The organism is Acinetobacter sp. ANC 5414 (assembly GCF_013004295.1).
Lineage (GTDB): Bacteria > Pseudomonadota > Gammaproteobacteria > Pseudomonadales > Moraxellaceae > Acinetobacter.
The window spans coordinates 1-24,688 of sequence record NZ_JABERM010000001.1 but is presented as its reverse complement, the minus strand read 5'-3'; the positions used below and the strand labels follow the sequence as shown (position 1 = coordinate 24,688).

Below are 24,688 nucleotides of genomic sequence, written 5' to 3'. Positions count from 1 at the left end.
TTTGGTATTGTTTTTAAGATGTTAAACCTATTGTTTTAACGGTATAAGCGTAGCAGTTTCTAGTTTTGTATAAAAAATGTTCTAACTCTAAGTGTTTGAAAGTGAAGTAGTTGAAAGACATAGTGAGATTGATGATTTATATGTGTTGTTTATTTTTGCTGTGATAGCCCCATTATTATTTTATATTCATCCCGTTGACTCATGATTTCCAAGTGTCATTTCACTTTAAATGGTGTTAAGTTTCCTAGAACAATAAGAAATTTAAGTCAGCTGTTTTAATAAAATTAGAGGAGGTGAACATGCAAGTGAGTCATCCGGTCTATGATGTAGTGGTGGTTGGTGGAGGCATCAATGGTGTCGGTATTGCGGTCGATGCTGTAGGGCGAGGGTTGTCTGTCTTTTTATGTGAAAAGGATGATTTAGCCAGGCATACTTCTTCTGCAAGCAGCAAGCTTATACATGGTGGTTTGCGTTATCTTGAACATAAAGAGTTTCGTTTGGTTCATGAAGCGCTGGTTGAGCGCGAAGTTTTATTAGCCAAAGCACCGCATATTATTCGTCCCTTGCGTTTTATCATGCCTCATCAGCCGAATTTACGGCCTGCATGGCTGATTCGGACCGGTTTATTTGTTTATGATCATTTGGGTAAACGAGAAAAATTAGCAGGCTCAAAGCACATTAATTTTGATCCAGCAACCAGCCCTTTAAAAGAAGAGATAACGCAGGGTTTTGAATATTCAGACTGTGCTGTGGATGATGCGCGTTTGGTGGTTTTAAATGCGATGCAAGCACATGAACTGGGTGCGCATATTGTTACTCAAACGCGATGTACATCTGCATACCGTGAAAATGGATTGTGGAATATTCATCTGGAAAATGCACAAGGTACTTATCAAGTTCAAGCCAAAACATTGGTGAATGCTGCAGGACCGTGGGTCGCGCAATTTATTCAACAGAATTTAAAACAAAAATCACCTCATGGGCTTCGACTCGTTCAAGGCAGTCATATTATTGTGCCCAGAATATATGAAGGCGATAAAGCCTTTATTCTTCAAAATGATGATCAGCGGATTGTTTTTGCGATCCCTTATCTGGATCAATACAGCTTAATTGGTACCACAGATCATGAATACCAAGGTGATTTAGATCGGGTCAAAATTACCCAGCCTGAAATTGATTATTTGCTGGATGTTTATAATGATCATTTTAAGCATCAGTTAACTCCTGAAGATATTTTATATACCTATTCGGGTGTCCGGTCTTTATGTGATGATGAGTCAAATAATCCCTCTGCAATTACACGCGACTATACTTTGGCCATCTCTCATGAGCAGAAAAATGATGCGCCGTTGCTTTCGGTATTTGGCGGAAAGCTGACGACTTATCGAAAGTTAGCGGAATCTGCAATGGTGCATTTGCAACCTTTCTTTGTGACAATGAAAAAGCCCTGGACTGAAAAAGCATTATTACCTGGCGCAGAAAACCTGGTTTCGATTGAGCGATTAATTCAGGAAATTATGCAAACTGTTCAAGATGTGTCATTGCAATTGGCTTCGCGCTGGGCGCATGCTTATGGTTCACGGGTATGGAAATTTATAAACGGTATTATAGCGATGGATGAACTTGGCGAAGACTTTGGACATGGCTTATTTGCAAAAGAGGTCGATTATCTTGTAGATCAAGAGTGGGCCAGAACAAGCCAAGATATTTTATGGCGCAGAACCAAGCTAGGCTATCAATTTGCGGATGATGAAATTCAGTTATTAGACCAATATCTTGCGAAGTTACTTGTTAAGAGATCACAGGATAGTGCAGCTTAAATTTTTTAAACATGAAATAAAAGACCGTCTTAACGGTCTTTTATTTGAGTCAAATTGCAGTGTTGATCTTCAATTAAATTTTTAGTTCAGACTTCGTTTAACTTTCTGTTTTGAATTGTTTTAACTTTCAACGCCGCCCAACCTTGTACAATCTACAGGCCTATTCCATTTAACTGCGCTGCCCGAAACCACTGGACGTACCATGCGCCAAGGCCAGAAACTGAATCTTTGGCTAGCATTATAATTGATTACCACATTGCCACCGACTTGATGTGCAGGCTCTGCAAAGCGTGAATGTTTTTAACATAAAATTTCCTGTTTTTATTATATAAAAAAAGGCCACCGAAGTGACCTTTTTTTAATTAATTCAATAAATTAAGCAGATTTTTTAACAGCTTCTAAAAGTTCGTTTTGACGTGCTTTAAGTGCTGCTGGTAAGCGATCACCAAGTTTGTTGAATAACTCAGAGTGGCTTTCAAGTTCTTTGATCCATTGATCTTTGTCTTGAGAAGTTACAAGGTCAAACTGTTCTTTAGTGAAGTCTGAACCATTCCAGTTCAATTGTTCATAAGTAGGAACTAGACCGATTGGAGTTTCAGTCGCTTCAGCGCGGCCTTCACAACGATCAATCATCCATTCAAGAACACGCATGTTTTGACCGAAACCAGGCCATACGAAGTTGCCTTCAGCATCACGGCGGAACCAGTTTACGTTAAAGATCTTAGGAAGTTTGTTGCCAGCAGCTTCAGCTTTAACCGCTACTTGTTCACCCATTTCTAACCAGTGAGAGAAGTAGTCAGCCATGTTGTAGCCCGTGAATGGAAGCATCGCAAACGGATCGCGACGAACCACGCCTTGTTGACCAACAGCGGCAGCAGTGGTTTCAGAACCCATAGTTGCTGCTTTATAAACACCATCAACCCAGTTCAATGCTTCAGAAACTAGAGGCACTGTATCTGCACGACGACCACCGAAGATGAACGCAGAGATTGGCACGCCCGCTGGATTTTCCCAGTCAGCATCAATAGAAGGGCATTGACCCGCAGCAACTGTGAAACGCGCATTTGGATGTGCAGCTTTTTCACCAGCGACGTGTGGCTGACCTTTCCAGTTAGTCAGGTTAGCAGGCGCTTCTTTAGTCAGACCTTCCCACCATACTTCACCGTTGTCAGTTACGGCAACGTTGGTGTAAATCACGTCGTGGCTTAAAGTCGCCATACAGTTCGGGTTAGTTTTGGTATTGGTACCAGGTGCTACACCGAAGAAACCAGCTTCTGGGTTGATTGCATATAAGCGACCGTCTTCACCTGGTTTGATCCAGGCAATATCGTCACCTACAGTTTCAATTTTCCAGCCTTCATAACCCGCTGGAGGAATCAACATCGCGAAGTTGGTTTTACCACAAGCAGAAGGGAATGCAGCTGCGATGTAGTGTTTTTCGCCTTGAGGGTTAGTTACGCCAAGGATTAGCATGTGTTCAGCTAACCAGCCTTGTTGACGACCCATAGAAGAGGCAATACGTAAAGCCAAGCATTTTTTACCAAGCAATGCGTTACCGCCATAACCAGAACCGAATGACCAGATTTCACGAGTTTCTGGATAATGCACGATGTATTTTTCTGGGTTGCAAGGCCAGACAACGTCTTTTTGACCTTCTTCAAGCGGAGCGCCTACAGTGTGCACACATGGTACGAATTCGCCATCAGTACCAAGCACATCGTAAACAGCTTTACCCATACGCGCCATTTTAGCCATGCTTACAGCCACGTAAGGAGAGTCGGTTAACTCAATACCGATCTGAGCAATATGAGAACCTAAAGGACCCATAGAGAAAGGAACAACGTACATAGTACGTCCTTTCATGCAACCATCAAACAAACCGTTTAGGCGAGCGCGCATTTCAGCTGGAGCTTCCCAGTTGTTTGTTGCACCTGCGTCTTCTTGTTTTTCTGAACAGATAAATGTGCGACCTTCAACACGAGCAACGTCAGAAGGATCTGAGTTCGCAAGGTACGAACCAGGGTGTTTTTCTGGGTTAAGTGCTTGCATAGTGCCGTTAGCGATCATCAGATCAACAAGACGTTGATATTCTTCTGCGCTACCGTCACACCATTCAATTTTTGCCGGTTTGGTTAATTTAGCAATCTCTTCAACCCATGCAATAAGCTTAGGGTGACGAACGAATTCTGGTGCGTTCACTTTGGTCATGGTGAGGCCTATCTCAAATGTGTACAATTATGTGTACAAATAATAATCAGAATGAAGGGATACAACATTCCAATTTAAGTATAAAAAAAAGTGGCTGTATTAAAGCATAAAATCATCAAAAAAATAAGACTAAAGAAGTATGGGGAATAGGTTGGCAGATTATGTTTGTTCTTATTTAATGTTTATTAAAACAATAGCTTACGAGTTTTTTATTGCCTTGTTTTTGATATTTTTAATTGTTATGAGTATTATTTATTTTAATTATGTTTTTTAAAAACAGTAGTTTAGTATTATTTTTTTCATGAGGGTTATTATTGATTAAATAAATGGTGGTAATTCGAATTTTACATAAACAGGCTTTTAATTGCCGATAAATTGGACAAAATTAGAGCAATTACTTCAAAAAAGTATAGAAAATGTCAGAACCCTTAAAGCCATTGTCTCTTATTTATAATGAAAAGTCAGGATTCCATGCTGCAAATAAAGATGAAGTCTATGAACAACTTATGGCATGTTTAACGGCTTATGGCTATGAAATTCAAGCTTTTGAAATTGGTGCAGAAGCAAATTTTGATCATTTGATGAAGAAAATAATTTCACGTCATCAACAGGCGAGTGAAGTGGGTGTGGTCGTTGCGGCGGGTGGTGATGGAACCTTGAATGCTGTTGCGGCACAACTCATGGGAACGGATATCCCCATGGGAATTTTTCCACTGGGAACCTTTAATTATGTAGCGCGACTACTCAATATTCCCCTGGATCTATTAAAAGCTGCTGAAACCATTGCTAAAGGCAAGATCCGCGAAGTGCATGTTGCACAAATCAATGATCATATTTATTTAAATAATGCCAGTTTGGGCTTATATCCTTTATTTATTCAAAGACGTGAATTATACAACCAGCGTTTTGGTCGTTTTCCTTTCAATGCCTATACCTCGGGTTTGGATGTGCTGATTCGCGATCGTAAAGAGCTGAAACTTGAAGTGGAGGTGGATGGGAGAAAATATCCGCTGAAAACACCCTTAATTTTCTTTGGTAATAATCAGTTGCAACTGGCAGAGATGAATTTGCGTATTGCGGAATCTGCTGCAAAAGGCAAGGTGGCGGGTGTGGTGGTCGCCAAAAGCGATAAACGTACCTTGTTTAAAATGTTATGGCAATTGATGAGAGGGAACTTGGATCAAGCACCCGATGTGTATAGCTTTTCTGCGGATGAAGTCAAAATTTATTCAAAACGAAAAAAACTAACTGTGGCTTTAGATGGTGAAATTGTTGAAATGCAGCCGCCGCTTAAAATTTCAGTGCGTAAAAATGCATTAAAAATAATGGTTCCTGATGATTTTGCACCTGTCTGATTTACATTTTGGTACAGAAAAAACCGCCTGTATGGCGGCAATTCGTCTCTTTTGCCAAGCGCAACCTCTTGAAGCTGTGGTGGTGAGTGGCGATTTAACCCAGCGAGCGCGTTATACGCAGTTTTATGACTGCAAACAGTTTTTGGAAAGTCTAAATCTTCCATATCTGGTAGTACCAGGTAATCACGATATTCCGTTGTATCATGTGTGGAACCGCATCTTTAGTCCATTTACCCGCTATAAATTGTTCTTTGGCCACATGGAAAATATCTTAGAAACTGCACATTTTTATATTATTGGAGTGAACAGTATTCGAAGACGTTATCACACCCGCGGACATATCTCTTTGGAACAAATCCAGCAAATTGACCAGTCGTTAATGATCGCTCCAGCACATAAAATAAAACTGATTGTTGCGCATCAGCCTTTTTATACTCCACCGAATGATCCGCATGGGGTAAAAGACTGTCCAATGTTGGGACGTATGGCTTTAGAGTCTTGGAGCCAAAGCGGTTTAAATGGTTTATTACATGGACATCTGCATCAATCGGCGGTGTATGACTTAAACCAGATTTATCGTTTAGGTGCAGTACATCCTGTACTGGATATACATGCCGGTACAGCGACTTCTTACCGGTTACATCGTGGCTTGCCAAATAGTTTCAATGTCATTCAGGCAAATGCAGATGTGCAGCATTATTATTTTGATGAGCAACAAAAAGAATTTGTATTAGATGAACAAAATGCTGAATAAATGAAGAAATATTGAGAGTTGAATAAAAAAAATACAAAAAACAGCATTTTTTTTTATTTGCCCCCTTGAAGCGTTTTTTTCCATCCCCACAAAAGTGACATCGAAATTATTTTGATGATGACCGATGGAATAACAAAGTCATCATTACTTCACTATAAAAGACTTAGTCTGATGGAGTTTCCAATGAGCAACATTCGTCCATTACATGATCGCGTAGTTATTCGTCGTGTTGAAGAAGAAACTAAAACTGCTGGTGGTATTTTACTTCCAGGTTCTGCTGCTGAAAAACCGGCTCAAGGTGAAATCATTGCAGTAGGTAATGGTCAGATTACTGACAATGGCGTACGTGCTTTAGACGTTAAAGTCGGCGACAAAGTATTGTTCGGTACTTACGCAGGTACAACTGTAAAAGTACAAGGCGAAGAACTTCTTATTATGAAAGAGTCTGACATTTTAGCCGTCTTAGAAGGCTAATTCAGACCTGTTCCATTCAATCAAATTTTTGAAAATTAAAATATTTGGAGTAAAGCATGTCAGCTAAAGAAGTAAAATTTGGTGATTCAGCGCGCAGCAAAATGATTGCAGGCGTAAACGTACTTGCAGATGCGGTAAAAGTAACTTTAGGTCCTAAAGGTCGTAACGTGGTTATCGACCGTTCTTTCGGTTCACCACACATCACTAAAGATGGTGTAACGGTTGCCAAAGAAATTTATCTAAAAGATAAATTCGAAAACATGGGTGCGCAACTGGTTCGCGAAGTATCTTCAAAAACCAATGACATCGCAGGTGACGGTACAACAACTGCAACTGTACTTGCTCAAGCAATTTTGAACGAAGGGATCAAATCAGTCACTGCGGGTATGAACCCAATGGATTTGAAACGTGGTATCGACCTTGCAGTTCGCGCTGTAGTTGAAAATATTAAAGCCACTGCTAAACCTGCTTCTGATACTAAAGCGATTGAACAAGTCGGTTCGATCTCTGCGAACTCTGACACCACTGTCGGTAAACTTATTGCACAAGCAATGGAACGCGTGGGTAAAGAAGGCGTAATCACTGTTGAAGAAGGTTCAGGCTTTGAAGATTCGCTTGACGTTGTTGAAGGTATGCAATTTGATCGCGGTTATATCAGCCCGTACTTTGCAAACAAACAAGATACTTTAACTGCTGAACTTGAAAATCCGTTCATTCTTCTCGTTGACAAGAAAATTGGCAACATCCGTGAATTGATCAGTGTATTAGAAGCGGTTGCTAAAACAGGTAAGCCACTGCTTATCATCGCTGAAGATGTTGAAGGCGAAGCGTTGGCAACTCTTGTAGTAAACAACATGCGCGGTATTATCAAAGTGTGTGCTGTTAAAGCCCCTGGTTTTGGTGACCGTCGTAAAGCAATGCTACAAGACATCGCAATCTTGACTGGCGGTACTGTAATTTCTGAAGAAATTGGCATGTCACTTGAGCAAACAACTTTGGAACATTTAGGTACAGCGCATAAAGTAACTGTTTCTAAAGAAAATACTGTTCTTGTTGATGGTGCAGGTGATGCGGCTCAAATCGCAGATCGCGTTCAACAAATTCGTGCTCAAATTGAAGAATCTACGTCTGAATACGACAAAGAAAAACTTCAAGAACGTGTTGCTAAATTAGCAGGCGGTGTTGCAGTGATTAAAATCGGTGCTGCAACTGAAATTGAAATGAAAGAGAAAAAAGACCGTGTTGACGATGCGCTTCATGCGACTCGCGCTGCAGTTGAAGAAGGTGTTGTTGCAGGTGGTGGTGTTGCGCTAGTACGTGCAGCTAAAGCACTTGATGGTGTGGTTGGTACAAACGATGATCAAAATGTAGGTATTAACATTTTACGTCGTGCAATCGAAGCGCCGCTTCGTCAAATCGTTGCAAACGCAGGTGATGAACCATCTGTCGTGATCAACGCTGTTAAAAATGGCGAAGGTAACTTCGGTTATAACGCTGCGACTGGCGAATATGGCGACATGCTTGAAATGGGTATCCTTGACCCAGCAAAAGTAACGCGTTCTGCACTTGAGCACGCTGCTTCTGTTGCTGCATTGATGCTTACAACTGAATGCATGATCACTGATATTCCAGAAGACAAACCTGCAATGCCTGATATGGGCGGCATGGGTGGTATGGGCGGTATGATGTAATTCATACTGATCATCCGATCTGAAAAAATCCCCGCATTTGCGGGGATTTTTTTATCAATATTCAAATTATTTAATTTTAATATAAGCAGCCTGATAGGTTTCAGGATAAATAAATGAGACCAGTTCATGTTGGGTTTTATTGGGTTTAACAGGAGAGAGTGGATCATTTTCAATGATAGAAATATGTTCATTATTCTTAGCATCCACTAAAACAATATCGCTGTCGCGTAATTTAAGCGGTCGATCTGAATGGTTATTAATTTCAAAAAAATAGGTCAATTTTGTACTTTCAATGCCATTAGATTCTATTTTTTCTGATTTAAATAAATCAGCCTGAATATCTACATATTTGAGTGCATTATTCACTTCAATATTTTGCACTTGTGGAATTTGATATTTTTCAAAATCTTTGAATTGGGTTTTATTTTGATCCAGGGGTTCTATTGAATGATCATGCAAAGAAAAATAACGATTTTGTTTGGTTTTATCGTCAATGAATTGCAATAAATTTGAATTTTGCTCATCGAAAGTGAATATGCCCGAAGACTCTTTTTGTTTAATCTTTTGCTTAAAGAAATTCATTTCCTTTAGGGTATAAGTCTTGTTTTGATGAAGTTGGAGAGAAACAAGTTTCTTTTCACAAGCATCACAGGGAATAAATGCTTTGTAATGACCAACCCAAGCGAGAGTTTGAACCTGTATCGGTTTTGAAGGCTGCTCAGGTGGATTAACTTTTTCATTCAAGGATGATGTACTTGTATTATCGCAGCCACTTGAAAGTAACAGGGCAAAAAAACTAAGTGTAATCATCGTTTGTTTCATAATGATCTTTTAATGAGAAAGATATTTTTCTAACCATAAGCATAACCGGATGATCTCGCTAGTATGAAGTCGCCAAATAAATCATTTATTTGTAGCAAATCGTGACGACTATGCAAAATGGAGGGGTTAAAAAATCCATATTTCAGGCTTTTTATGCAGGGGAGTAGAGGAGCTCAATTAATTAAGATCTTTTTGTAATTTATAATTAAGTTTTGAATCCATGGGTTTTCCTGTATTCATATCGCGCGCTTCTACAAAATTTTCACCGATAAAAAAATTACGATTTTCACCGGCTTTATCTAAGCGAATAACCGATGGATTATCCGGATCGAAGCTAAAAATGCCTTTCACCTTAAATTCATTGCCTTTTCCTTTACCCAAATATTCTTGTGTTAATTCATAAGTTTTATCTGCTTTTAACTCAAGTTCTGTTTCAATGCCTTCACAATCGGCACAGGGAAAAACACCTTTATATTTACCTGCCCAATCCAGTGAAGTTTCTGCAGTATCACCCATTGGGGTTGCAGGTTGAGTATTGATGGGCTGCATAGTTTGAGTGGCAGTATTTTTAGGTGCTTGATTAGTTTCATGCGTATCGGTATTCGGCTTGCTACATGCAGCTAAAGCGATGGTGCTCAGGGAGAGGATTAATATTGTTTTTTGCACGATTTAGTTCCTTTTATAGGGCAATGCAACTTTTAAAATTACGTAGAAAAGGAGGTTAATTAAAGAGCGATATTGTTTGTGCTTTGTTATTGCTTGCATTGGTTTTGAGGATAGATATTGCTGTTTTTATTTAACTTTTACTGTGTAAATTCAATTCCTGCCTAAGAAAGTAATAAATTTTTTTTGCGGTATATAAAGGTAAAAATAAATGTATATTTCATTTAAATTCTAAGTTATACATTTATATATTAATTGGATATTAATTGTTCATATTGAGCTATCTTATTTCAGTGACCTTGTTAAAATCTGCGCAATTTATTAGGTTGCGGTGTTTTTGTGTTCGAAAAGTTAGCTGAACAAAGTTTAAAAATGATGGGCTGGGAAATTGATAATCATTGGCCACTTGATCTGGATCAGTGCGTGATGATTGCTGCACCACACACCAGTAATTGGGATGCTTTATATGCCCGTTTAGCCCTAAAAGCTTTAGGGGTGAATGTCCGTTTAACCATTAAAGACAGTTATATGAAGCTTCCATTTGGGCCATTTGTACGTGCTTTGGGTGGCATCGGCATTGACCGTACACCAAAAGCAGAAGGGGAGCCGCGCCCAAGTATGGTTCAGGTGATGACCGATTTATTCAAAGACCATCCAAAGTTAGTGATGCTGGTGACACCTGAAGCAACACGTGCAAAGCAAGAACAATGGAAAACCGGATTTTATCATGTGGCAACGGGTGCAGGTGTTCCTATTGCTTTGGCCTATATGGATTATGCCAAGAAAAAAACCGGTGTAGGGAAAATTGTATATCCTACAGGGGATTATGAAAAGGATATGGCCGAAATCATGGATTTCTATTCACAAATTAATGCGAAATTTCCAGAAAACTTTAGCGTTGATAAGCGTTATTACACTGAAGCATAGTTTTTAAAAGGACAGGGAACGTATCCTTGTCCTTTTAAAATATCAGTCAGATTTACCAATGATAAAACCATGCCTAGACGTTTCAGTATTCGCCAGTCAGCATGTGATTAAGCACTTTTTAGTGAAGATCAAATCCGTAAGACATTAACTTAACAAGATAAAATAAGTTTATTTATTTGGTGTTGGACTAATGCCACCTAAATGCTGGCAAGCCTCCTGATAAATGGCATATTGTTCCTTAATCACATCGCTTAATGGAACATCAAATAATTCTTCACCCTCTTTATAGCTTTGCACATACGATTCGGCTTTTTGGCGGCTAGAAGCGAGTGATTGTTCGTGAAATGATGTAATGGAACTATGCGTCATTTGTGCACTTTCAATTTTATTGCATTGAAAGTACGCAAGCATTTTTTCGGCATGTTTGACATCGCGAGATGTGCCTAAGCTACAGCCTGTTAGCAGAATCATCCCTGCTAACAAAATCAAGGTTTTCATTTTTAGAAAAACTAGTGGAGAGGATCAGTTATTGTATAAAGTTTTCTTTAACATTCATGGAATGTAGAATATCAATTGCATGTTTTTTGATTAAATGAGATTTATCTTACTTTTTGGATCATCTTTTTAGGGGAGATTATTCCAACTCTCGGCATCTGATTTTTTAAATAATTTTTAAATATTTTCATAATCAATAAATTTAGAGCAGCGTGCTGAAAATTAAAAAACCACCCGATGCAAATAACAGACTTAACACGGTATGTTTAAATTGCCGCTCTGAAATTTTATAAAATAATTTTGCCCCTAAAATGGCAGGGAAACTGACACTGACCAGTAAGAGGGCCATATAAGGTAGCAGTTGTATTTCGAGTGTACCTTGTAGCAAATAGGCCAGTAAAGTGAATAACTGAATAGCAAAATTAAAATGCCGTAAAATATAGCGTTGCTCTTGTTTGGATAGGTTTTTCAGCATGACCCATGCCGAAGGCAGTGAACCACAAAATCCGCCTAAACCACCCAGTATTCCCCCGATAAACCCCACCAGACCATCTGCAAATTTCCCTGATTGCTGCAGTCGTGGAAATTGTGGATTGAAGAACATGATAGGGCACCACAACACTAAAAATAAGCCTAGAACCAATTTAAAAGTATCGGGTTGAATAATATGCAGTAAATACGTGCCTAAAGGAACGCCGATAAGTCCTGCAATTAAATAGGGTAAAACCAGTGATTTATTGAGATGAGGATGCTTTTGTTCATTCGATAATGAAATGATGTGACTCCATACCGAAGCAAATACGACCAAAGGCGCAGCAATTTGCGGAGGTAATACCCACACCCAGAAAGACATGGCAATGAGGGCAAAGGCAAAGCCGGTAAGCCCTTGTACAAAACCTGCGACCATTGCGCCAACAATAAATAACAACCAGATCATAGGAATCAGTACGGATGAAAAGTCAGTAGTATTCAAAAGATAGCGAAAAAAACCAAGCTTATATTTAGCTGTATTTCTGCAAATCTAAGTATAAATCTGCATAAACAAAGACATTAGTGTGTATGGTAATCATTGGACTATGAATAAATAAAAGAATAAATCACTACAAGAATCCAACACGGAATTCCTTCATTCTTCATCAAATTATTTGATACTGAACCTGTACAGTAAGGAGGTGATGGATATGATGAAAAAAGTGATATTACTTTCTGTATTGGCAGTGTCATTAACTGGCTGTGTTGTTGATCCTTGGGATGACGATTATGGTGGTCATCGAGATCGCAACGGACAATATGATCGACAACATGGTGACCGCGATTGGGATAACAAAGACCATCATCATGACAGAAACGATCACGATCGACACTACAATCGTTAACAGGTCTATAAAACAGACCTTAAATTGGCAAACTACATTCGACAAAAAAGGATTCCTGAATGGAATCCTTTTTTATTGCTTCTAATTAAGCCATATTTTTTTGATATAACCCAGCGCGAACGGTTCCGGCTTTGGTCTGTTTAATTTGTTGCCATGAAGATGGAAGTTTGAGCTGGTTTAAATCCCGATCAGCTTCAACATAGATAAAAGCCTTATCCTTAATGAAAGGATCGGCAAGTTGCGCCAGTTCTTCCCATAAATCCAAACTATAAGGTGGATCTAAAAACACCAGATCAAATTGTTCTTTAAGCGTAGGCAAGACTTGTTGAGCTGTGGCAACTTTTAATTTTGCATGTTGACTGGTCACTTTAAGCAATTGCAAATTATCGGTTAAAAATGCAGCTTGGGTTCGATTTGGTTCAATCATCACCACTTGTGACGCGCCACGTGACAAAGCCTCAAAACTTAAGGCACCTGAACCCGCACACAAATCTAGAACATTCGAATTTTGAATGTCCCACATCAACCAGTTGAACAAGGTTTCACGCACACGATCCGGTGTAGGACGTAAACCATCAATACTGGCAAAAGCAAGTTGGCGGCGTTTCCATTCACCACCAATAATGCGGAGTTGATTTTTCATAGATCATTCACTCTCTACGGGTTGTGAACTTGTTGATGGTGCGGTACTTGGCACAGTTTGAGTTGCAGGCTGTGCTGATTGAGGTTGATGGGTCGCGTTAGCATCAGCTGTCACTGGATTAATATCACTTGGCAATTCACCCGGTTTAATGCCTGCAGTCATTAAGCCGCCACTGATTTGATGAGTAGCTGGGCGGATTGGATTCTTTTTACGTGTCAATAACCAATAATCAAACATAGGGCGAGCCAATTGTGCTGCTGAACCACCGTGTTTACCATTTTCCCATACTACGGCAATGGCAATATCCGGATTTTCAGCAGGTGCAAAACCGACAAATAGACCATGGTCAAGTTGACGCTCGGTTAATAATGCTTCGTTATACTTTTTACCTTGGGCAATACTTTTAACCTGTGCTGTCCCGGTTTTTCCTGCAATTTGATACATTGGGGTGCGAATACCGCGACCAGTACCACTTTCGATCACATCCACCATGGCATCGCGCATTTTGATCCAGTCTTCAGGCTGACCGTTAAACTGAATTTTTCCATCGGGTGCATTATGCACTTTATAAGGTTTGGCACCGTGACTTTCACGCAATACGTGGGGAGTAATATGCGAGCCTTGATTTGCCGTAATCGCGGTGGCCATCGCCAGTTGTAATGGGGTAGCAGTAAATGCACCTTGGCCAATACTCACCGAAATGGTTTCACCTTTCATCCATTTACTTTTACGGGTGCGCATTTTCCAGTCCGGATTTGGATATAAACCGGTACTTTCACTCGGTAAATCCACGCCAGTTTTTTCACTAAAACCAAATTGGCGCATCCAGGCATTCATTTTCTCAATGCCCATACGGTAAGACAGGACATAAAAGTAAGTATCACAAGACACCACTTGGGCTTTATGCATATTTACAGCACCGTGACCACTTTTTTTATGGTCACGGAAACGGTGACTGTCACCTGGCAAGGTGAAATAGCCAGGGTCAGAGATGGCCGTCGCCCAGTCGACATAACCATAATGAATGCCTCCTAAACCAAACATTGGTTTAATGGTTGAACCCGGAGGATAAGCCCCTTGCACAGCACGGTTGTAAAGCGGTTGGTCAAGATTGTCCCTGAGTGCACTATAGTCAGTGTTACTAATCCCGGTCACAAATAGATTCGGGTTGAAACTTGGACTTGAAACCAGCGCTAAAATTTCACCTGTTTTGGGATTTAGTGCCACAATTGCACCCCGACGACCAGCGAGCTGTTCTGTCGCAACAACCTGTAAGCCATAATCAATCGACAGGTATAGGTCATTGCCTCGAACGGGATCTTTACGACCTAAATTACGCAGCACATTACCATGTGCATCGGCTTCAACAGATTCATTACCCGGCACACCGTGCAAAAGGTCTTCATAGGATTTTTCGACCCCAATTTTCCCAATCAGGTTGGTTCCTGCATATAAATCTTTATCAATCGATTTTAATTCTTTGTCATTAATCCGACCCACATAACCAATCACATGCGCAAATAATTCACCATGCGGGTAATAGCGAGTCATTTGGGTTTCTATATTGACCCCGGGGAATTGAAACTTCACTTCACTAAATTTGGCGATATCGGTTTCAGTTAAATTTAATTTGAGTGCCACACGCTCGGTTTTTTTTGAGGTTTTAATTCGGCTACTAAAACGCTCTATATCTTCTTGAGTCAACGCTAAAATAGGGATTAAACGTTTAACCGTATCATCAATATCTTTAACATCAGCACGTGAAATTGTCGCTGAAAACACCGGATAATTGTCTGCAAGTAAAACGCCATTACGGTCATAGATATAACCACGTGCAGGCGCTAAGGGTTGCAGTCGAATTCGGTTCTGATCTGAGGCGGTTGAAAACTCGTCGTAATGTGCAATTTGCAAATACGCATAACGGGAAACGAGTAATAAAAGAAAGAATACAACAATCCCGACCGCGATAAACACCCGATTGCGATAAATGCGCTTTTCTTGTTGGACATTTTTTAAAGGAAAGTGCTGCTTCATACGCGATCGACTTACATACAGGAGAGTGGGAAAAACCGGTGGGCTATTCTAACGCATGTCATCATTTTTTGATATTTGTTCAGGTGAACAGATGGACTTGTTTAGCTTAAACTTTGACTTTACAGACATTAAAATTGTAGAGTGCAGTATATAAGAGTTCTGATAATTCTGCTAAAGTCAAAATTGAAAAAAAGGACTGTATTAAAAATAAAATTAAGGACAACCATGAAAATAATCACAAAGGTGTATTCTTTGTTGGCATTTTTTGCGCTAGCAAATGTGGCTCAGGCACAAGACAATCCGTATTTACCAGAAGCGAAATTAACACCCGAAAGTGCAAAAGCATGGAATGTTGGGGCTGGATTTACCCAAGAACTGATTCATATGAATGCCGAATGGGTTAATCCGTATGGCATCGCCTATGCAAAAGCAGGGGTATTCATAGATGATGATTATACAGCTGGCGGTCAGGTCGGATTTCGCTATCCTTATCATCTGACCGGTAAAGATAAAAATGGTTATTATGTCGGGGTTTATGCCGGACATATTGATAGTAAAAGTGTAGACAATGAACTCAAAGCACAGCTTGGTGCTGGCGTAGATTTAGCCTATGTCTTGTTAAGCAAGGAACGGATTAGTAGTTTTAGTATCGGGATTGGTGCGGGTGAAAAGTTAGAAGATAGAAATGGCAATGTGGTCGCTGAAACAGAGCCGAGAATACAATTTTCCTATACTCTAAGTATCGGTTTATAGTGAAAATATTTAGTTTTATACGATTTAGTATTTGGTGATTAAAAATTAAAATGGATATTATGCATGCTTGAGTACGTCAACGAATTGTGGCAAACCTTCTTGAAACGCCCAGATTTCTGGGCAGTACTTAGCATTATTCCTGTTACTGCTTTTGTCACTTGGGCGCATGTGTGGATGGCGCTTAAAATGGTCTTTTATCCGATTACTTTCTGGGGATTCCATTTAGGTCCATTACCGGTTGGCTGGCAGGGCATTGTGCCACGTAAAGCCGGCCGTATTTCAGGAATTATTACCGATAATACCCTGTCAAAACTGGGTTCATTGCGTGAATTCCTGGATGCGATGGATCCGGAAGATATGGCCCGGATCATTGGTGAGCAGGTCGGTTTTGAACTGGAACATCTGATCGATGAGATGATGATGGAACGGAATGCAGTGCTGTGGGAAAATTTACCTTATTCGATTAAGCGCCGTATTTATGCTCAAGCACATAAACAGCTGCCAGGTATCTTAAGAGAACTTGTGACCGAACTGACTATGAACGTCGAGTCACTTGTGGATATGCGTGAAATGGTGGTTCGCCAAATGGAAGGTGATCGCCGTTTAATGGTCAATATGTTTCTTAAAGTGGGTCAAAAAGAAATCAACTTTATTTGGCATATTAGCGCGTTAATCGGGATGTTCTTTGGTATCTTCCAGATGATTGTTTGGTTCGTTGTACCCTGGCATTGGACGGTTCCTTTCTGGGCAGCGGTTTGGGGTTTTCTGACCAACTGGATTGCGATCTGGATGGTGTTTAATCCTCTGGAACCCCACTATGTAAGTTATCCGCAGTTCTTTGAATTAACTAAAAATCGTAAATTCCCTTGGGTAAAGCCGGTGATTCCACGTATGGGTACCTATAATATTCAAGGGGCATTTATGAAACGCCAGGAAGAAGTGTCGGACGTTTTTGCCCGAGTAGTCACAGAAGACCTGATTACCTTAAAATCGATCATGACGGAGATGATGTATGGTGGGAAGAAAAACAAAACTCGCCGTATCGTTAAACGTCATATTAATGAAATTATGGAAACACCTCTGGTGAGAACCTCATTACAGATCTCATTAGGGCCAAAAGAGTACGCAAAACTCAAGACGGACTTGATCGATCGCTCGATTGAAATTACGATGGTGCCTGTATGCGACCCTGCGTTCAATGCAAGCCGTGCACAGAAAATCTATCAGATGTTTAGAGACCGTATTCTAGAGTTGACCCCGAGAGAGTTTCAAAATTTGTTACGTCCTGCTTTTCAGGAAGATGAATGGATTTTGATTGTTCTAGGTGGCGTAACTGGATTTATAGCGGGTACAATACATTTGTTTGTGGCTTTCTTATAATTAGATGCTGGAATACATGACGAATCAACAAATTCGGCATGAGCAAGGCGTCATATACATTGTTAAATGAGGATGTTTTTTTATGCGCATTATATTACTCGGACCACCTGGGGCAGGTAAAGGTACACAGGCTCAGTTGATCTGTAAGCGCTACAATGTCCCACAAATTTCAACCGGTGATATGCTCCGTGCTGCAATTCGTGAAGGAACTGAATTAGGTCTTAAAGCTAAAAGCGTGATGGAAAGCGGTGGTCTGGTATCAGACGAGCTCATCATTGGTCTTGTGAAAGAACGTATTGCTCAACCTGATTGTGTAAACGGTTGCATTTTTGATGGTTTCCCGCGCACGATTCCTCAAGCAGAAGCTTTGGAAAATGAAGGCATTAATATCGATCACGTAATCGAAATTGATGTTCCTGATGAAGAAATCGTACAACGCCTTTCAGGCCGTCGTCAGCACGCGGCTTCTGGTCGTGTTTATCATGTTGTTTACAATCCACCTAAAGTGGAAGGTAAAGATGATGAAACTGGCGAAGATTTAGTTCAGCGTCCAGATGACCAGGAAGAAACGATTCGTAAACGTTTGGGTTCATACCACACTGAAACTGAGCAATTGGTTGGTTTCTATCAAGGTCGTGCTGCTTCTGGCGAAAATGCACCGACTTATGACAAATTGAATGGTCTTCGTCCGATTGAAGAAGTTCAAGCCGATTTGTTCGCGATTTTAGATCAATCAAAATAATTGACCTGCCTTAGTGCGGTGAATGTTTTGACATTAAAAGAGTCCTAAGTCATATTAGGGCTCTTTTAATTTGTACGCTATTTTGAGGATGAACCCTTGCTAAAAATTGGCTTAATTGTATTGATGATTTTTTTGGGTATTGGGGTGTTGGCTTTAATGGTTCAAAGTTTCAAATTCTTGCGTCGCGTACAAAAGCAAGAAGCTGAAGAAAAGAAAAATAGCCAACCCGAACGTCAGCTACATCCTAAATTGCAACAGAAAAATAAAGATAAAGACTGAATTTAGTTTTTATCTTCAATCATTTTCACTGGAATACTTTTCGCCGCGCCAAATTCAAAACGATCTGGCCACTGGCAGACATCAGACACCACACATTCATGACATTTCGGCTTACGGGCAATACAACAATAACGACCATGTAAAATCAGCCAATGGTGGGCATCGAGCATAAATTCTTTGGGAATGACTTTAACCAGTCGATGTTCAACTTCTAGCACATTTTTTCCAATTGCTAGACCGGTACGATTACCTACGCGAAAAATATGGGTATCTACGGCCATGGTGTGATGACCAAAGGCGGTATTCAGCACCACATTCGCGGTTTTACGTCCCACACCGGGCAATGCTTCCAGATCTGCACGGTTATTCGGTACGATGCTGTTATGCTTGTCTATCAGTATTTTACAGGCCTTGATAACATTTTCGGCTTTGGCGTTATATAGGCCAATGGTTTTAATATATTCCTTCAAGCCATCAACACCGAGTGCATAAATGGCTTCAGGTGTATTGGCAACAGGAAACAGTTTGTCCGTGGCTTTATTCACGCTGACATCGGTGGCTTGTGCAGAAAGCGTCACAGCAACTAAAAGCTCAAAAGGACTGGAGTAATTCAGTTCGGTTTTTGGCTGGGGTCTTTGCTCACGTAATCGCTCAAAAAATACCTGAATTTGTTTTTTAGTCATATTCTTTACAGGCATTCTTTACGCTCCTTGCAAAGCATTAAGCTGTTGGTTGAGTTCATCTAATTGCAGACGTTTTTTTGCATCCTCACGCACACTGAGTTGTTTTTCTAATTTTTTGATTTGTGTGCGAATTTTTGCAAGTTCGATGGTTGATTTGGCATCTAAATGGACTGTTGGTTTGGCTTTGTTTTGGGGAATAACAATGTCTGGAACATTGTCATTTTGTGCTGAAAACTGAGCAAATAAGGCAGTATCAATATGGGCACGCACCACAGGACCTTTACGGTTTACGCGTCGTTTTTCCTCACGTTGAATATGTGAGTAATAGCGGTTGCGCAAATCATTTTGTTCCGCAATCCGCATGCTTTCATCGGGCACTGCATGATGATCTGCAATCAAATCAATACAGTCGACCGGGCAAGGGGGAATACACAGTTCGCAGCCGGTACACAGGTCAGTCAAAATGCTGTGCATGAGTTTACCCGAGCCGATAATGGCATCCACTGGGCAGGCACTGATACATTTGGTACAACCAATACATTCATCTTCGCGAATTATGGCTTTCATGCGTTGTGGACGACCATCACTTTGAATCGGCCAAACACTTTCTTCTGCTTTCAATTGTGCACGACCGAGTAAATGGGCTAGGGCATCGGCAACAGGTTGACCCCCTGGCACACATTTATTGGCTTCTTCACCCTCGCTTATGGCTTTTGCATACGGTAAACATCCATCCCGATGACCACATAAGCCACATTGGGTTTGAGGGAGGAGAGCATCAATATTTTGGATGAGAACAATTTGCGAATTCATGTATAAACCACGACTGCTGAAGAAATAGCAGCATACCGAAAGAAGATTAAAACGAAGTGGATGATTTTAGCATGATTTAAGCCTTTAATCTTATGCTCGAAAATGGCGCTATAGGTGCATTATTATTGGGCGAAAAGATAACAAAAACAGTAAGACAGCGTCGCTTTGGCGACAAGATAAAAAATAGTTATAATTAAAATAAATATATGTTATTAAATATTATTTACGTTTTTTTTAAAAAAAGTATTGTACTATGGTTACAAAAGCTATTTAATATTTTGCGCCAAAAATTATCATTTTTTGAAAATTTGACCAATTTTGATCCATCTTTCTGCTGAGGATTAAGTGTTGAAATATAACAGCCTTAACGACTTCCTAGATTACGTTAAATCACGTGATGCACATCAACCTGAATTTCTACAAGCTGTAGAAGAAGTAATGACTAGCCTTTGGCCGTTCATTGAAAAGAACCCAGAGTATGCTGATCATGGTCTACTTGAACGCTTAGTTGAGCCAGAACGTGCAATTCAATTCCGTGTTTCTTGGGTTGATGACAAAGGTCAAACACATGTCAACCGTGCATTCCGTGTACAGTACAATTCAGCAATCGGTCCATTCAAAGGTGGAATGCGTTTCCATCCATCTGTGAACCTTTCAATTCTTAAATTCTTAGGTTTTGAACAGACGTTTAAAAATGCCTTAACTACACTCCCTATGGGTGGTGGTAAAGGTGGTTCAGACTTTGACCCTAAAGGTAAGTCTGAAGGCGAAATCATGCGTTTCTGCCAAGCATTGATGATCGAGCTTTATCGTCACTTAGGTTCAAACACAGATATCCCAGCGGGTGATATTGGTGTGGGCGGCCGTGAAGTTGGCTACATGGCCGGCATGATGAAGAAATTGAGCAATGACACTGCATGTGTATTCACAGGTAAAGGTCTGACTTTCGGTGGTTCATTGGCTCGTCCAGAAGCAACCGGCTTCGGTACAGTTTATTTTGCTGAGGAAATGCTGAAAACTCGTGGCGACTGCTTCAAAGATAAAGTGGTAACGATTTCAGGTTCTGGTAACGTTGCACAATATGCTGCTGAAAAAGCAATGTACTTGGGTGCGAAAGTAGTTTCACTTTCTGACTCCGCGGGTACAGTTCACGTTAAAGATGGTTTCACTGATGCACTTCTTGCTGAAGTAATGGAACTTAAAAACGTTAAACGTGGTCGTATTTCAGAATTCGCGTCTAAACATGGCTTTGAATACTTAGAAGGTCAACGTCCATGGGGTATCAAATGTGATATCGCGCTTCCATGTGCAACTCAAAATGAGTTGGATGCTGACGATGCTGCTGCTCTTCTTGCAAACGGTGTAATCTGTGTTGCTGAAGGTGCAAACATGCCTTCTACTTTGGCGGCTGTAGAGAAATTTGTTGAAGCGAAAATTCTTTATGCGCCAGGTAAAGCATCGAATGCCGGTGGTGTTGCAACTTCTGGTCTTGAAATGTCTCAAAACGCAATTCGTTTAGGCTGGACTTTTGAAGAAGTTGACGAACGTCTACATGCCATCATGAAAGAAATTCACCGCAACTGCGTTAAATACGGTACTAAAGAAGATGGTTCTGTAAACTATGTTGATGGTGCAAACATTGCTGGCTTCGTAAAAGTTGCCGATGCGATGTTGGCTCAAGGCGTATTCTAAGTCTGACTTGGTTTAAGCTTTAAAAAACCGAGGCATTTGCCTCGGTTTTTTTATAGCTGAAATAAACAAAATTATTTTACAGTGGCCCGTTCTACAGTCATGTCATATACATATGCATATTTAGACTGATCGGCTGCCGGATGTTTAATTTCATAACGCTTCACCCGAATCACTTGGCGTTCAGCAGGATTATGCTCAAAACCTTCAATTTGATCGTAGAATAAAGTCCAGTCTTTATCGACTTGGGTTTTTACCCCATTGTCGTTATATTTGAGTTCACGGACTTGTAAACAGGTTTGCGGGCCGACACTCGTACAGGGTTTAGTTTCCGGTGAAATTTCCAGGAAAATGATTTCAGCTTGAGCATTATATTTTGTTTCAGGTGTCATTTTCCCCATGAAAACATATTTTTGACCGCTTGCAGAAATGACCGTTAAAGTTGGATTTTGCGGATCTTTTAAATCCAAAACGAAAGGGGCTTTACGATTGTCAAATAAATCTTTAACGACACTTTCTTGTTGCATGGCTTTTGGTTCACAGGCCATTTGAGTTGCCATTAAATGATCAGTCACAATCTGATTATTTTCTATTTTCCAGTTGCTTCCCATGCCATTACAGCTGGTTGCAATACCAAGACGACCTTTATCATCAAAATTTAGTACGAGAGGCTTAGGTGCACTCCCTGTGGTGGTGCTCCATTGATACGAAGCAAGGGTTTTATCTGCATTTTGTTGTTGCAGTACTGACACGGCAATATCTCCAACTTTTTGAATCTCACCAGATTGACAAGCTGCAAGCGTGAGTGGGAAAAGGGCAATCGCTAAAAATTTAAGTTTCATTTAAAAAGTACTTGGTTTTGAAGAATTTTTATGAGGATATCGTATTGTTATTCAAAAAATATGGATACATTCTGATGAATTAAGTATCAAAATGTATCCATAACTAAAATTTTATTGTTTTTTGATAAAAAGTTATGAATCAATCAAAACGGTAGATATCCATACCGAGCGAACCCATACTGAAACTACTATGCACGATACTAAATCGATGACCTGTTCCCATTGCAAAGAAGAGCGGTGCAAAGTGTTCTAAGGTCGGATGATTACGTTGCACATAGGGAATTTTCTGCCAATCCAGTACTGCCTCATAATCGTCATGGTTCAGTTTGTTGACCACATAATTACGGAAAGTAGAGGCCCATTCGGGTACATCAGCAGGTTCACCCCGCCAAGCAAGCTCAGCCAAGTTGTGGGTAATGCTACCCGAACCAATCATCAATACCTGTTTTTCACGCAGTGGAGCTAGTGTTTGACCAATTTTATAAATATCTTCAGCAGACATGTTCATTGGCAATGAGATCTCAACCACAGGAATGTCTGCCTCAGGATACATATGCAGCAACGGCATCCATACCCCATGATCACGTGGGCGGGTGCTATTGGCATGCGCAGCCAAGCCTGCATTGGCTAAAAGATGCAGGATTTCTTCAGCCAGTTCGGGCTGTCCGGGCGCAGGGTAGCGCATTTCATAGAGTTCAGCGGGAAAGCCACGAAAGTCATGCCAGGTTTCAGGACGGACACTGCTACTGACTTCTAGGGCATTACTTTCCCAGTGTGCCGACATCACAATAATGGCTTCAGGTTTAGGCAAATTTAAACTTAAACGCTGTAGCGCTGGACCCACTTGCTCTGGATTAAGCGCAAGCATGGGTGATCCATGTGAAATAAATAAACCGGGTAAAGTTTGTAAATTCATGACGATGCGCCTAATTCAAATAATATCGATTGGGGTTGTAATGGTTATGATGCCAAAAAGAAGATATGGAATAAATAGAGTTCATTTCAACATGTTGTTGCATAAATGAAACGATGTAAAAATGAACTATATAATTTTCACATCAAGACAAAAAGTTAACAATGACGCTATTTCAGCTTTCTAAAAAACTAACATGAATCATTCAATCTGCTGATTTAACCTGCCCGATGGTAAGGATGATTATTGTTGATACTCATTGCGCGGTATAGCTGCTCAATCAGCATCACTCGGACCATCGGGTGGGGCAAGGTCAGCTTGGACAGCGACCAGTGCCATGCAGCGGCTTTACGCACCGCTTCAGAGTGACCATCTGGACCACCAATCGCTAAAACCACATCGTTGCCTTCCAGCATCCATCCTTTCATGGTTTCAGCCAGCTTTTCGGTACTGAACTCTTTGCCACCCACTTCAAGTGCAATCAGGGTTTCATTGTGCTTCAGTGCATTCAGAATACTGTCACCTTCAATCTGGCGATATTTTAAAATATCCGCTTCCGAATCATTTTTCCCGCGTTTTGCCATGGGTAATTCAATAATCTGAGTCTGCACAAAAGGCTGAATACGTTTGAAGTAATCTTCAAAACCAGTGAGTACCCAGGCTGGCATTTTTTGACCGATGGTAATAATACGGATTTTCATAAGATTCGATGATTTGAAAGTCATCTTTATTATAAACACTAAAACTGGTTTTACTTATTTTGAGCAACAAATTGCAATTGAAAAGTCGAGCGAGATGCTGCTTTAATCTTCAGCAATGGATTAAAGATGAATAATAAGAGAGGAATGATAATAAATGCGATTCAAAAATAATCGAAATTTAGGCTTATGGTTGAGCACTTTTCTTGGCACTCTTTTTTTAACGACTTCGACATGGGCATTACCGAGCATCACACCCGCCAGTACCGATAATTTAAAGGTCTATCTGGAGCAAATAATAGGCGAGCAGGGACATCGTCATTATAAAAATACAGCAGAATTACAACGCGTTTCTGCATGGATTAAAGAGCAAATGCGTTTGTTTGGTGTTCCATGCCAGTATCAAAATTATTCGGTGAATGGTTTGGGTTATCGAAATGTCGTGTGCACCTTAACGGCCGGTCATGCTGATAAAGTGATTGTCGGCGCGCATTATGATGTGTTTGGTGAAACTCAGGGCGCAGATGACAATGCTTCGGGTGTGGCGGGAGTAATTGAAACGGCACGCATTTTAGCGCAGCAAAAATCGCAGCTCGTAAATAATGTGGAATTTGTATTTTATACCTTGCAAGAA

Annotated in this window: 25 protein-coding genes and 1 pseudogene; 13 read left to right on the top strand and 13 right to left on the bottom strand. The window is 40.4% G+C overall.

Annotated features, from left to right (window positions below; genetic code table 11):
• The first annotated feature begins 299 nt into the window (after positions 1-299).
• Positions 300-1,820, top strand: coding sequence for a glycerol-3-phosphate dehydrogenase (gene glpD, locus HLH18_RS00125; RefSeq protein ID WP_171545368.1), 1,521 nt, complete (start codon positions 300-302; stop codon positions 1,818-1,820).
• A 120-nt stretch (positions 1,821-1,940) separates the two neighbouring features.
• On the opposite strand, the pseudogene HLH18_RS15895 reads toward glpD, so the two are convergent.
• Both HLH18_RS15895 and HLH18_RS00120 read right to left on the bottom strand, forming a co-directional pair.
• Positions 1,941-2,084 (bottom strand): annotated as a pseudogene (locus tag HLH18_RS15895) (hypothetical protein); the annotation flags it as partial.
• Between the two features lie 111 nt (positions 2,085-2,195).
• Positions 2,196-4,028, bottom strand: a complete 1,833-nt coding sequence (locus HLH18_RS00120; RefSeq protein WP_171545367.1) for a phosphoenolpyruvate carboxykinase (GTP) — start codon at positions 4,026-4,028, stop codon at positions 2,196-2,198.
• Between the two features lie 416 nt (positions 4,029-4,444).
• Between HLH18_RS00120 and HLH18_RS00115 the strand changes: the two genes are divergently transcribed.
• The 4 genes from HLH18_RS00115 to groL all read left to right on the top strand — a co-directional run bounded on the left by HLH18_RS00115 (position 4,445) and on the right by groL (position 8,302).
• Positions 4,445-5,383 (top strand): diacylglycerol/lipid kinase family protein, encoded by a 939-nt coding sequence (locus HLH18_RS00115; protein WP_171545366.1) that lies wholly within the window; start codon positions 4,445-4,447, stop codon positions 5,381-5,383.
• Positions 5,364-6,137 carry a metallophosphoesterase family protein gene (locus HLH18_RS00110; protein WP_171545365.1) on the top strand — a complete coding sequence of 258 codons (774 nt, stop codon included), beginning with the start codon at positions 5,364-5,366 and terminating at the stop codon, positions 6,135-6,137. The genes HLH18_RS00115 and HLH18_RS00110 overlap by 20 nt, the downstream gene beginning before the upstream one ends.
• Positions 6,138-6,320: 183 nt before the next feature.
• Positions 6,321-6,611, top strand: coding sequence for a co-chaperone GroES (locus HLH18_RS00105; RefSeq protein WP_016167026.1), 291 nt, complete (start codon positions 6,321-6,323; stop codon positions 6,609-6,611).
• Between the two features lie 56 nt (positions 6,612-6,667).
• Positions 6,668-8,302: a chaperonin GroEL gene (groL, locus tag HLH18_RS00100; RefSeq protein ID WP_131288740.1), complete on the top strand. Its 1,635-nt coding sequence runs from the start codon at positions 6,668-6,670 to the stop codon at positions 8,300-8,302.
• A 66-nt stretch (positions 8,303-8,368) separates the two neighbouring features.
• Here the strand turns inward: groL and HLH18_RS00095 are convergent, their stop codons facing one another.
• Positions 8,369-9,124 (bottom strand): copper resistance protein NlpE N-terminal domain-containing protein, encoded by a 756-nt coding sequence (locus tag HLH18_RS00095; protein ID WP_171545364.1) that lies wholly within the window; start codon positions 9,122-9,124, stop codon positions 8,369-8,371.
• Positions 9,125-9,301: 177 nt separating this feature from the next.
• The gene (locus HLH18_RS00090) at positions 9,302-9,790 is read right to left on the bottom strand and encodes a copper resistance protein NlpE (protein WP_171545363.1); all 489 of its coding nucleotides are present in this window, start codon (positions 9,788-9,790) and stop codon (positions 9,302-9,304) included.
• A gap of 336 nt (positions 9,791-10,126) precedes the next feature.
• On the opposite strand from HLH18_RS00090, the gene HLH18_RS00085 reads away from it, so the two are divergent.
• Complete coding sequence (locus HLH18_RS00085) at positions 10,127-10,714, top strand: 1-acyl-sn-glycerol-3-phosphate acyltransferase (protein ID WP_131286668.1); 588 nt, start codon at positions 10,127-10,129, stop codon at positions 10,712-10,714.
• A gap of 168 nt (positions 10,715-10,882) precedes the next feature.
• Here the strand turns inward: HLH18_RS00085 and HLH18_RS00080 are convergent, their stop codons facing one another.
• On the bottom strand, positions 10,883-11,212 hold the full coding sequence (locus tag HLH18_RS00080) for a hypothetical protein (protein ID WP_131286666.1): 330 nt from the start codon (positions 11,210-11,212) through the stop codon (positions 10,883-10,885).
• Positions 11,213-11,411: 199 nt separating this feature from the next.
• Positions 11,412-12,146 (bottom strand): sulfite exporter TauE/SafE family protein, encoded by a 735-nt coding sequence (locus tag HLH18_RS00075; RefSeq protein WP_171545362.1) that lies wholly within the window; start codon positions 12,144-12,146, stop codon positions 11,412-11,414.
• Between the two features lie 244 nt (positions 12,147-12,390).
• Here HLH18_RS00075 and HLH18_RS00070 point away from each other — a divergent pair, with 244 nt between their 5' ends.
• Entirely contained in the window at positions 12,391-12,585 is a 195-nt protein-coding gene (locus tag HLH18_RS00070; RefSeq protein WP_171545361.1) for a hypothetical protein, read from the top strand.
• 85 nt (positions 12,586-12,670) lie between these two features.
• Here the strand turns inward: HLH18_RS00070 and rsmD are convergent, their stop codons facing one another.
• Together rsmD and mrdA are read right to left on the bottom strand one after the other, a co-directional pair.
• Positions 12,671-13,228, bottom strand: coding sequence for a 16S rRNA (guanine(966)-N(2))-methyltransferase RsmD (rsmD, locus tag HLH18_RS00065; protein WP_171545360.1), 558 nt, complete (start codon positions 13,226-13,228; stop codon positions 12,671-12,673).
• Between the two features lie 3 nt (positions 13,229-13,231).
• Entirely contained in the window at positions 13,232-15,262 is a 2,031-nt protein-coding gene (mrdA, locus tag HLH18_RS00060; protein ID WP_171545359.1) for a penicillin-binding protein 2, read from the bottom strand.
• A gap of 234 nt (positions 15,263-15,496) precedes the next feature.
• Here mrdA and HLH18_RS00055 point away from each other — a divergent pair, with 234 nt between their 5' ends.
• The 4 genes from HLH18_RS00055 to HLH18_RS00040 all read left to right on the top strand — a co-directional run bounded on the left by HLH18_RS00055 (position 15,497) and on the right by HLH18_RS00040 (position 18,416).
• Positions 15,497-16,015, top strand: coding sequence for a hypothetical protein (locus HLH18_RS00055; protein WP_171545595.1), 519 nt, complete (start codon positions 15,497-15,499; stop codon positions 16,013-16,015).
• Between the two features lie 63 nt (positions 16,016-16,078).
• Positions 16,079-17,395, top strand: a complete 1,317-nt coding sequence (locus HLH18_RS00050; protein WP_171545358.1) for a DUF445 domain-containing protein — start codon at positions 16,079-16,081, stop codon at positions 17,393-17,395.
• A gap of 82 nt (positions 17,396-17,477) precedes the next feature.
• Positions 17,478-18,137 (top strand): adenylate kinase, encoded by a 660-nt coding sequence (adk, locus tag HLH18_RS00045; protein WP_171528582.1) that lies wholly within the window; start codon positions 17,478-17,480, stop codon positions 18,135-18,137.
• A 96-nt stretch (positions 18,138-18,233) separates the two neighbouring features.
• Positions 18,234-18,416 carry a hypothetical protein gene (locus HLH18_RS00040; RefSeq protein ID WP_171545357.1) on the top strand — a complete coding sequence of 61 codons (183 nt, stop codon included), beginning with the start codon at positions 18,234-18,236 and terminating at the stop codon, positions 18,414-18,416.
• A gap of 2 nt (positions 18,417-18,418) precedes the next feature.
• On the opposite strand, the gene nth is transcribed toward HLH18_RS00040, so the two are convergent.
• Both nth and HLH18_RS00030 read right to left on the bottom strand, forming a co-directional pair.
• Complete coding sequence (gene nth / locus HLH18_RS00035) at positions 18,419-19,114, bottom strand: endonuclease III (RefSeq protein ID WP_214647216.1); 696 nt, start codon at positions 19,112-19,114, stop codon at positions 18,419-18,421.
• Between the two features lie 3 nt (positions 19,115-19,117).
• A complete protein-coding gene (locus HLH18_RS00030; protein WP_171545356.1) occupies positions 19,118-19,912 on the bottom strand; it encodes an RnfABCDGE type electron transport complex subunit B in 795 nt (264 codons plus the stop codon).
• 345 nt (positions 19,913-20,257) lie between these two features.
• On the opposite strand from HLH18_RS00030, the gene gdhA reads away from it, so the two are divergent.
• Positions 20,258-21,604, top strand: coding sequence for an NADP-specific glutamate dehydrogenase (gene gdhA / locus HLH18_RS00025; RefSeq protein WP_252151755.1), 1,347 nt, complete (start codon positions 20,258-20,260; stop codon positions 21,602-21,604).
• Positions 21,605-21,675: 71 nt separating this feature from the next.
• Here gdhA and HLH18_RS00020 read toward each other — a convergent pair whose 3' ends face one another.
• From HLH18_RS00020 to rlmH, 3 genes are all read right to left on the bottom strand, one after another.
• On the bottom strand, positions 21,676-22,443 hold the full coding sequence (locus HLH18_RS00020; protein ID WP_171545355.1) for a DUF4377 domain-containing protein: 768 nt from the start codon (positions 22,441-22,443) through the stop codon (positions 21,676-21,678).
• A gap of 139 nt (positions 22,444-22,582) precedes the next feature.
• On the bottom strand, positions 22,583-23,359 hold the full coding sequence (locus HLH18_RS00015) for a DODA-type extradiol aromatic ring-opening family dioxygenase (protein WP_171528586.1): 777 nt from the start codon (positions 23,357-23,359) through the stop codon (positions 22,583-22,585).
• 215 nt (positions 23,360-23,574) lie between these two features.
• Positions 23,575-24,057 (bottom strand): 23S rRNA (pseudouridine(1915)-N(3))-methyltransferase RlmH, encoded by a 483-nt coding sequence (rlmH, locus tag HLH18_RS00010; protein WP_067724067.1) that lies wholly within the window; start codon positions 24,055-24,057, stop codon positions 23,575-23,577.
• A 154-nt stretch (positions 24,058-24,211) separates the two neighbouring features.
• Between rlmH and HLH18_RS00005 the strand changes: the two genes are divergently transcribed.
• Positions 24,212-24,688: M28 family peptidase (locus HLH18_RS00005; protein ID WP_171545354.1), on the top strand; the 477-nt coding region annotated here is incomplete at its 3' end.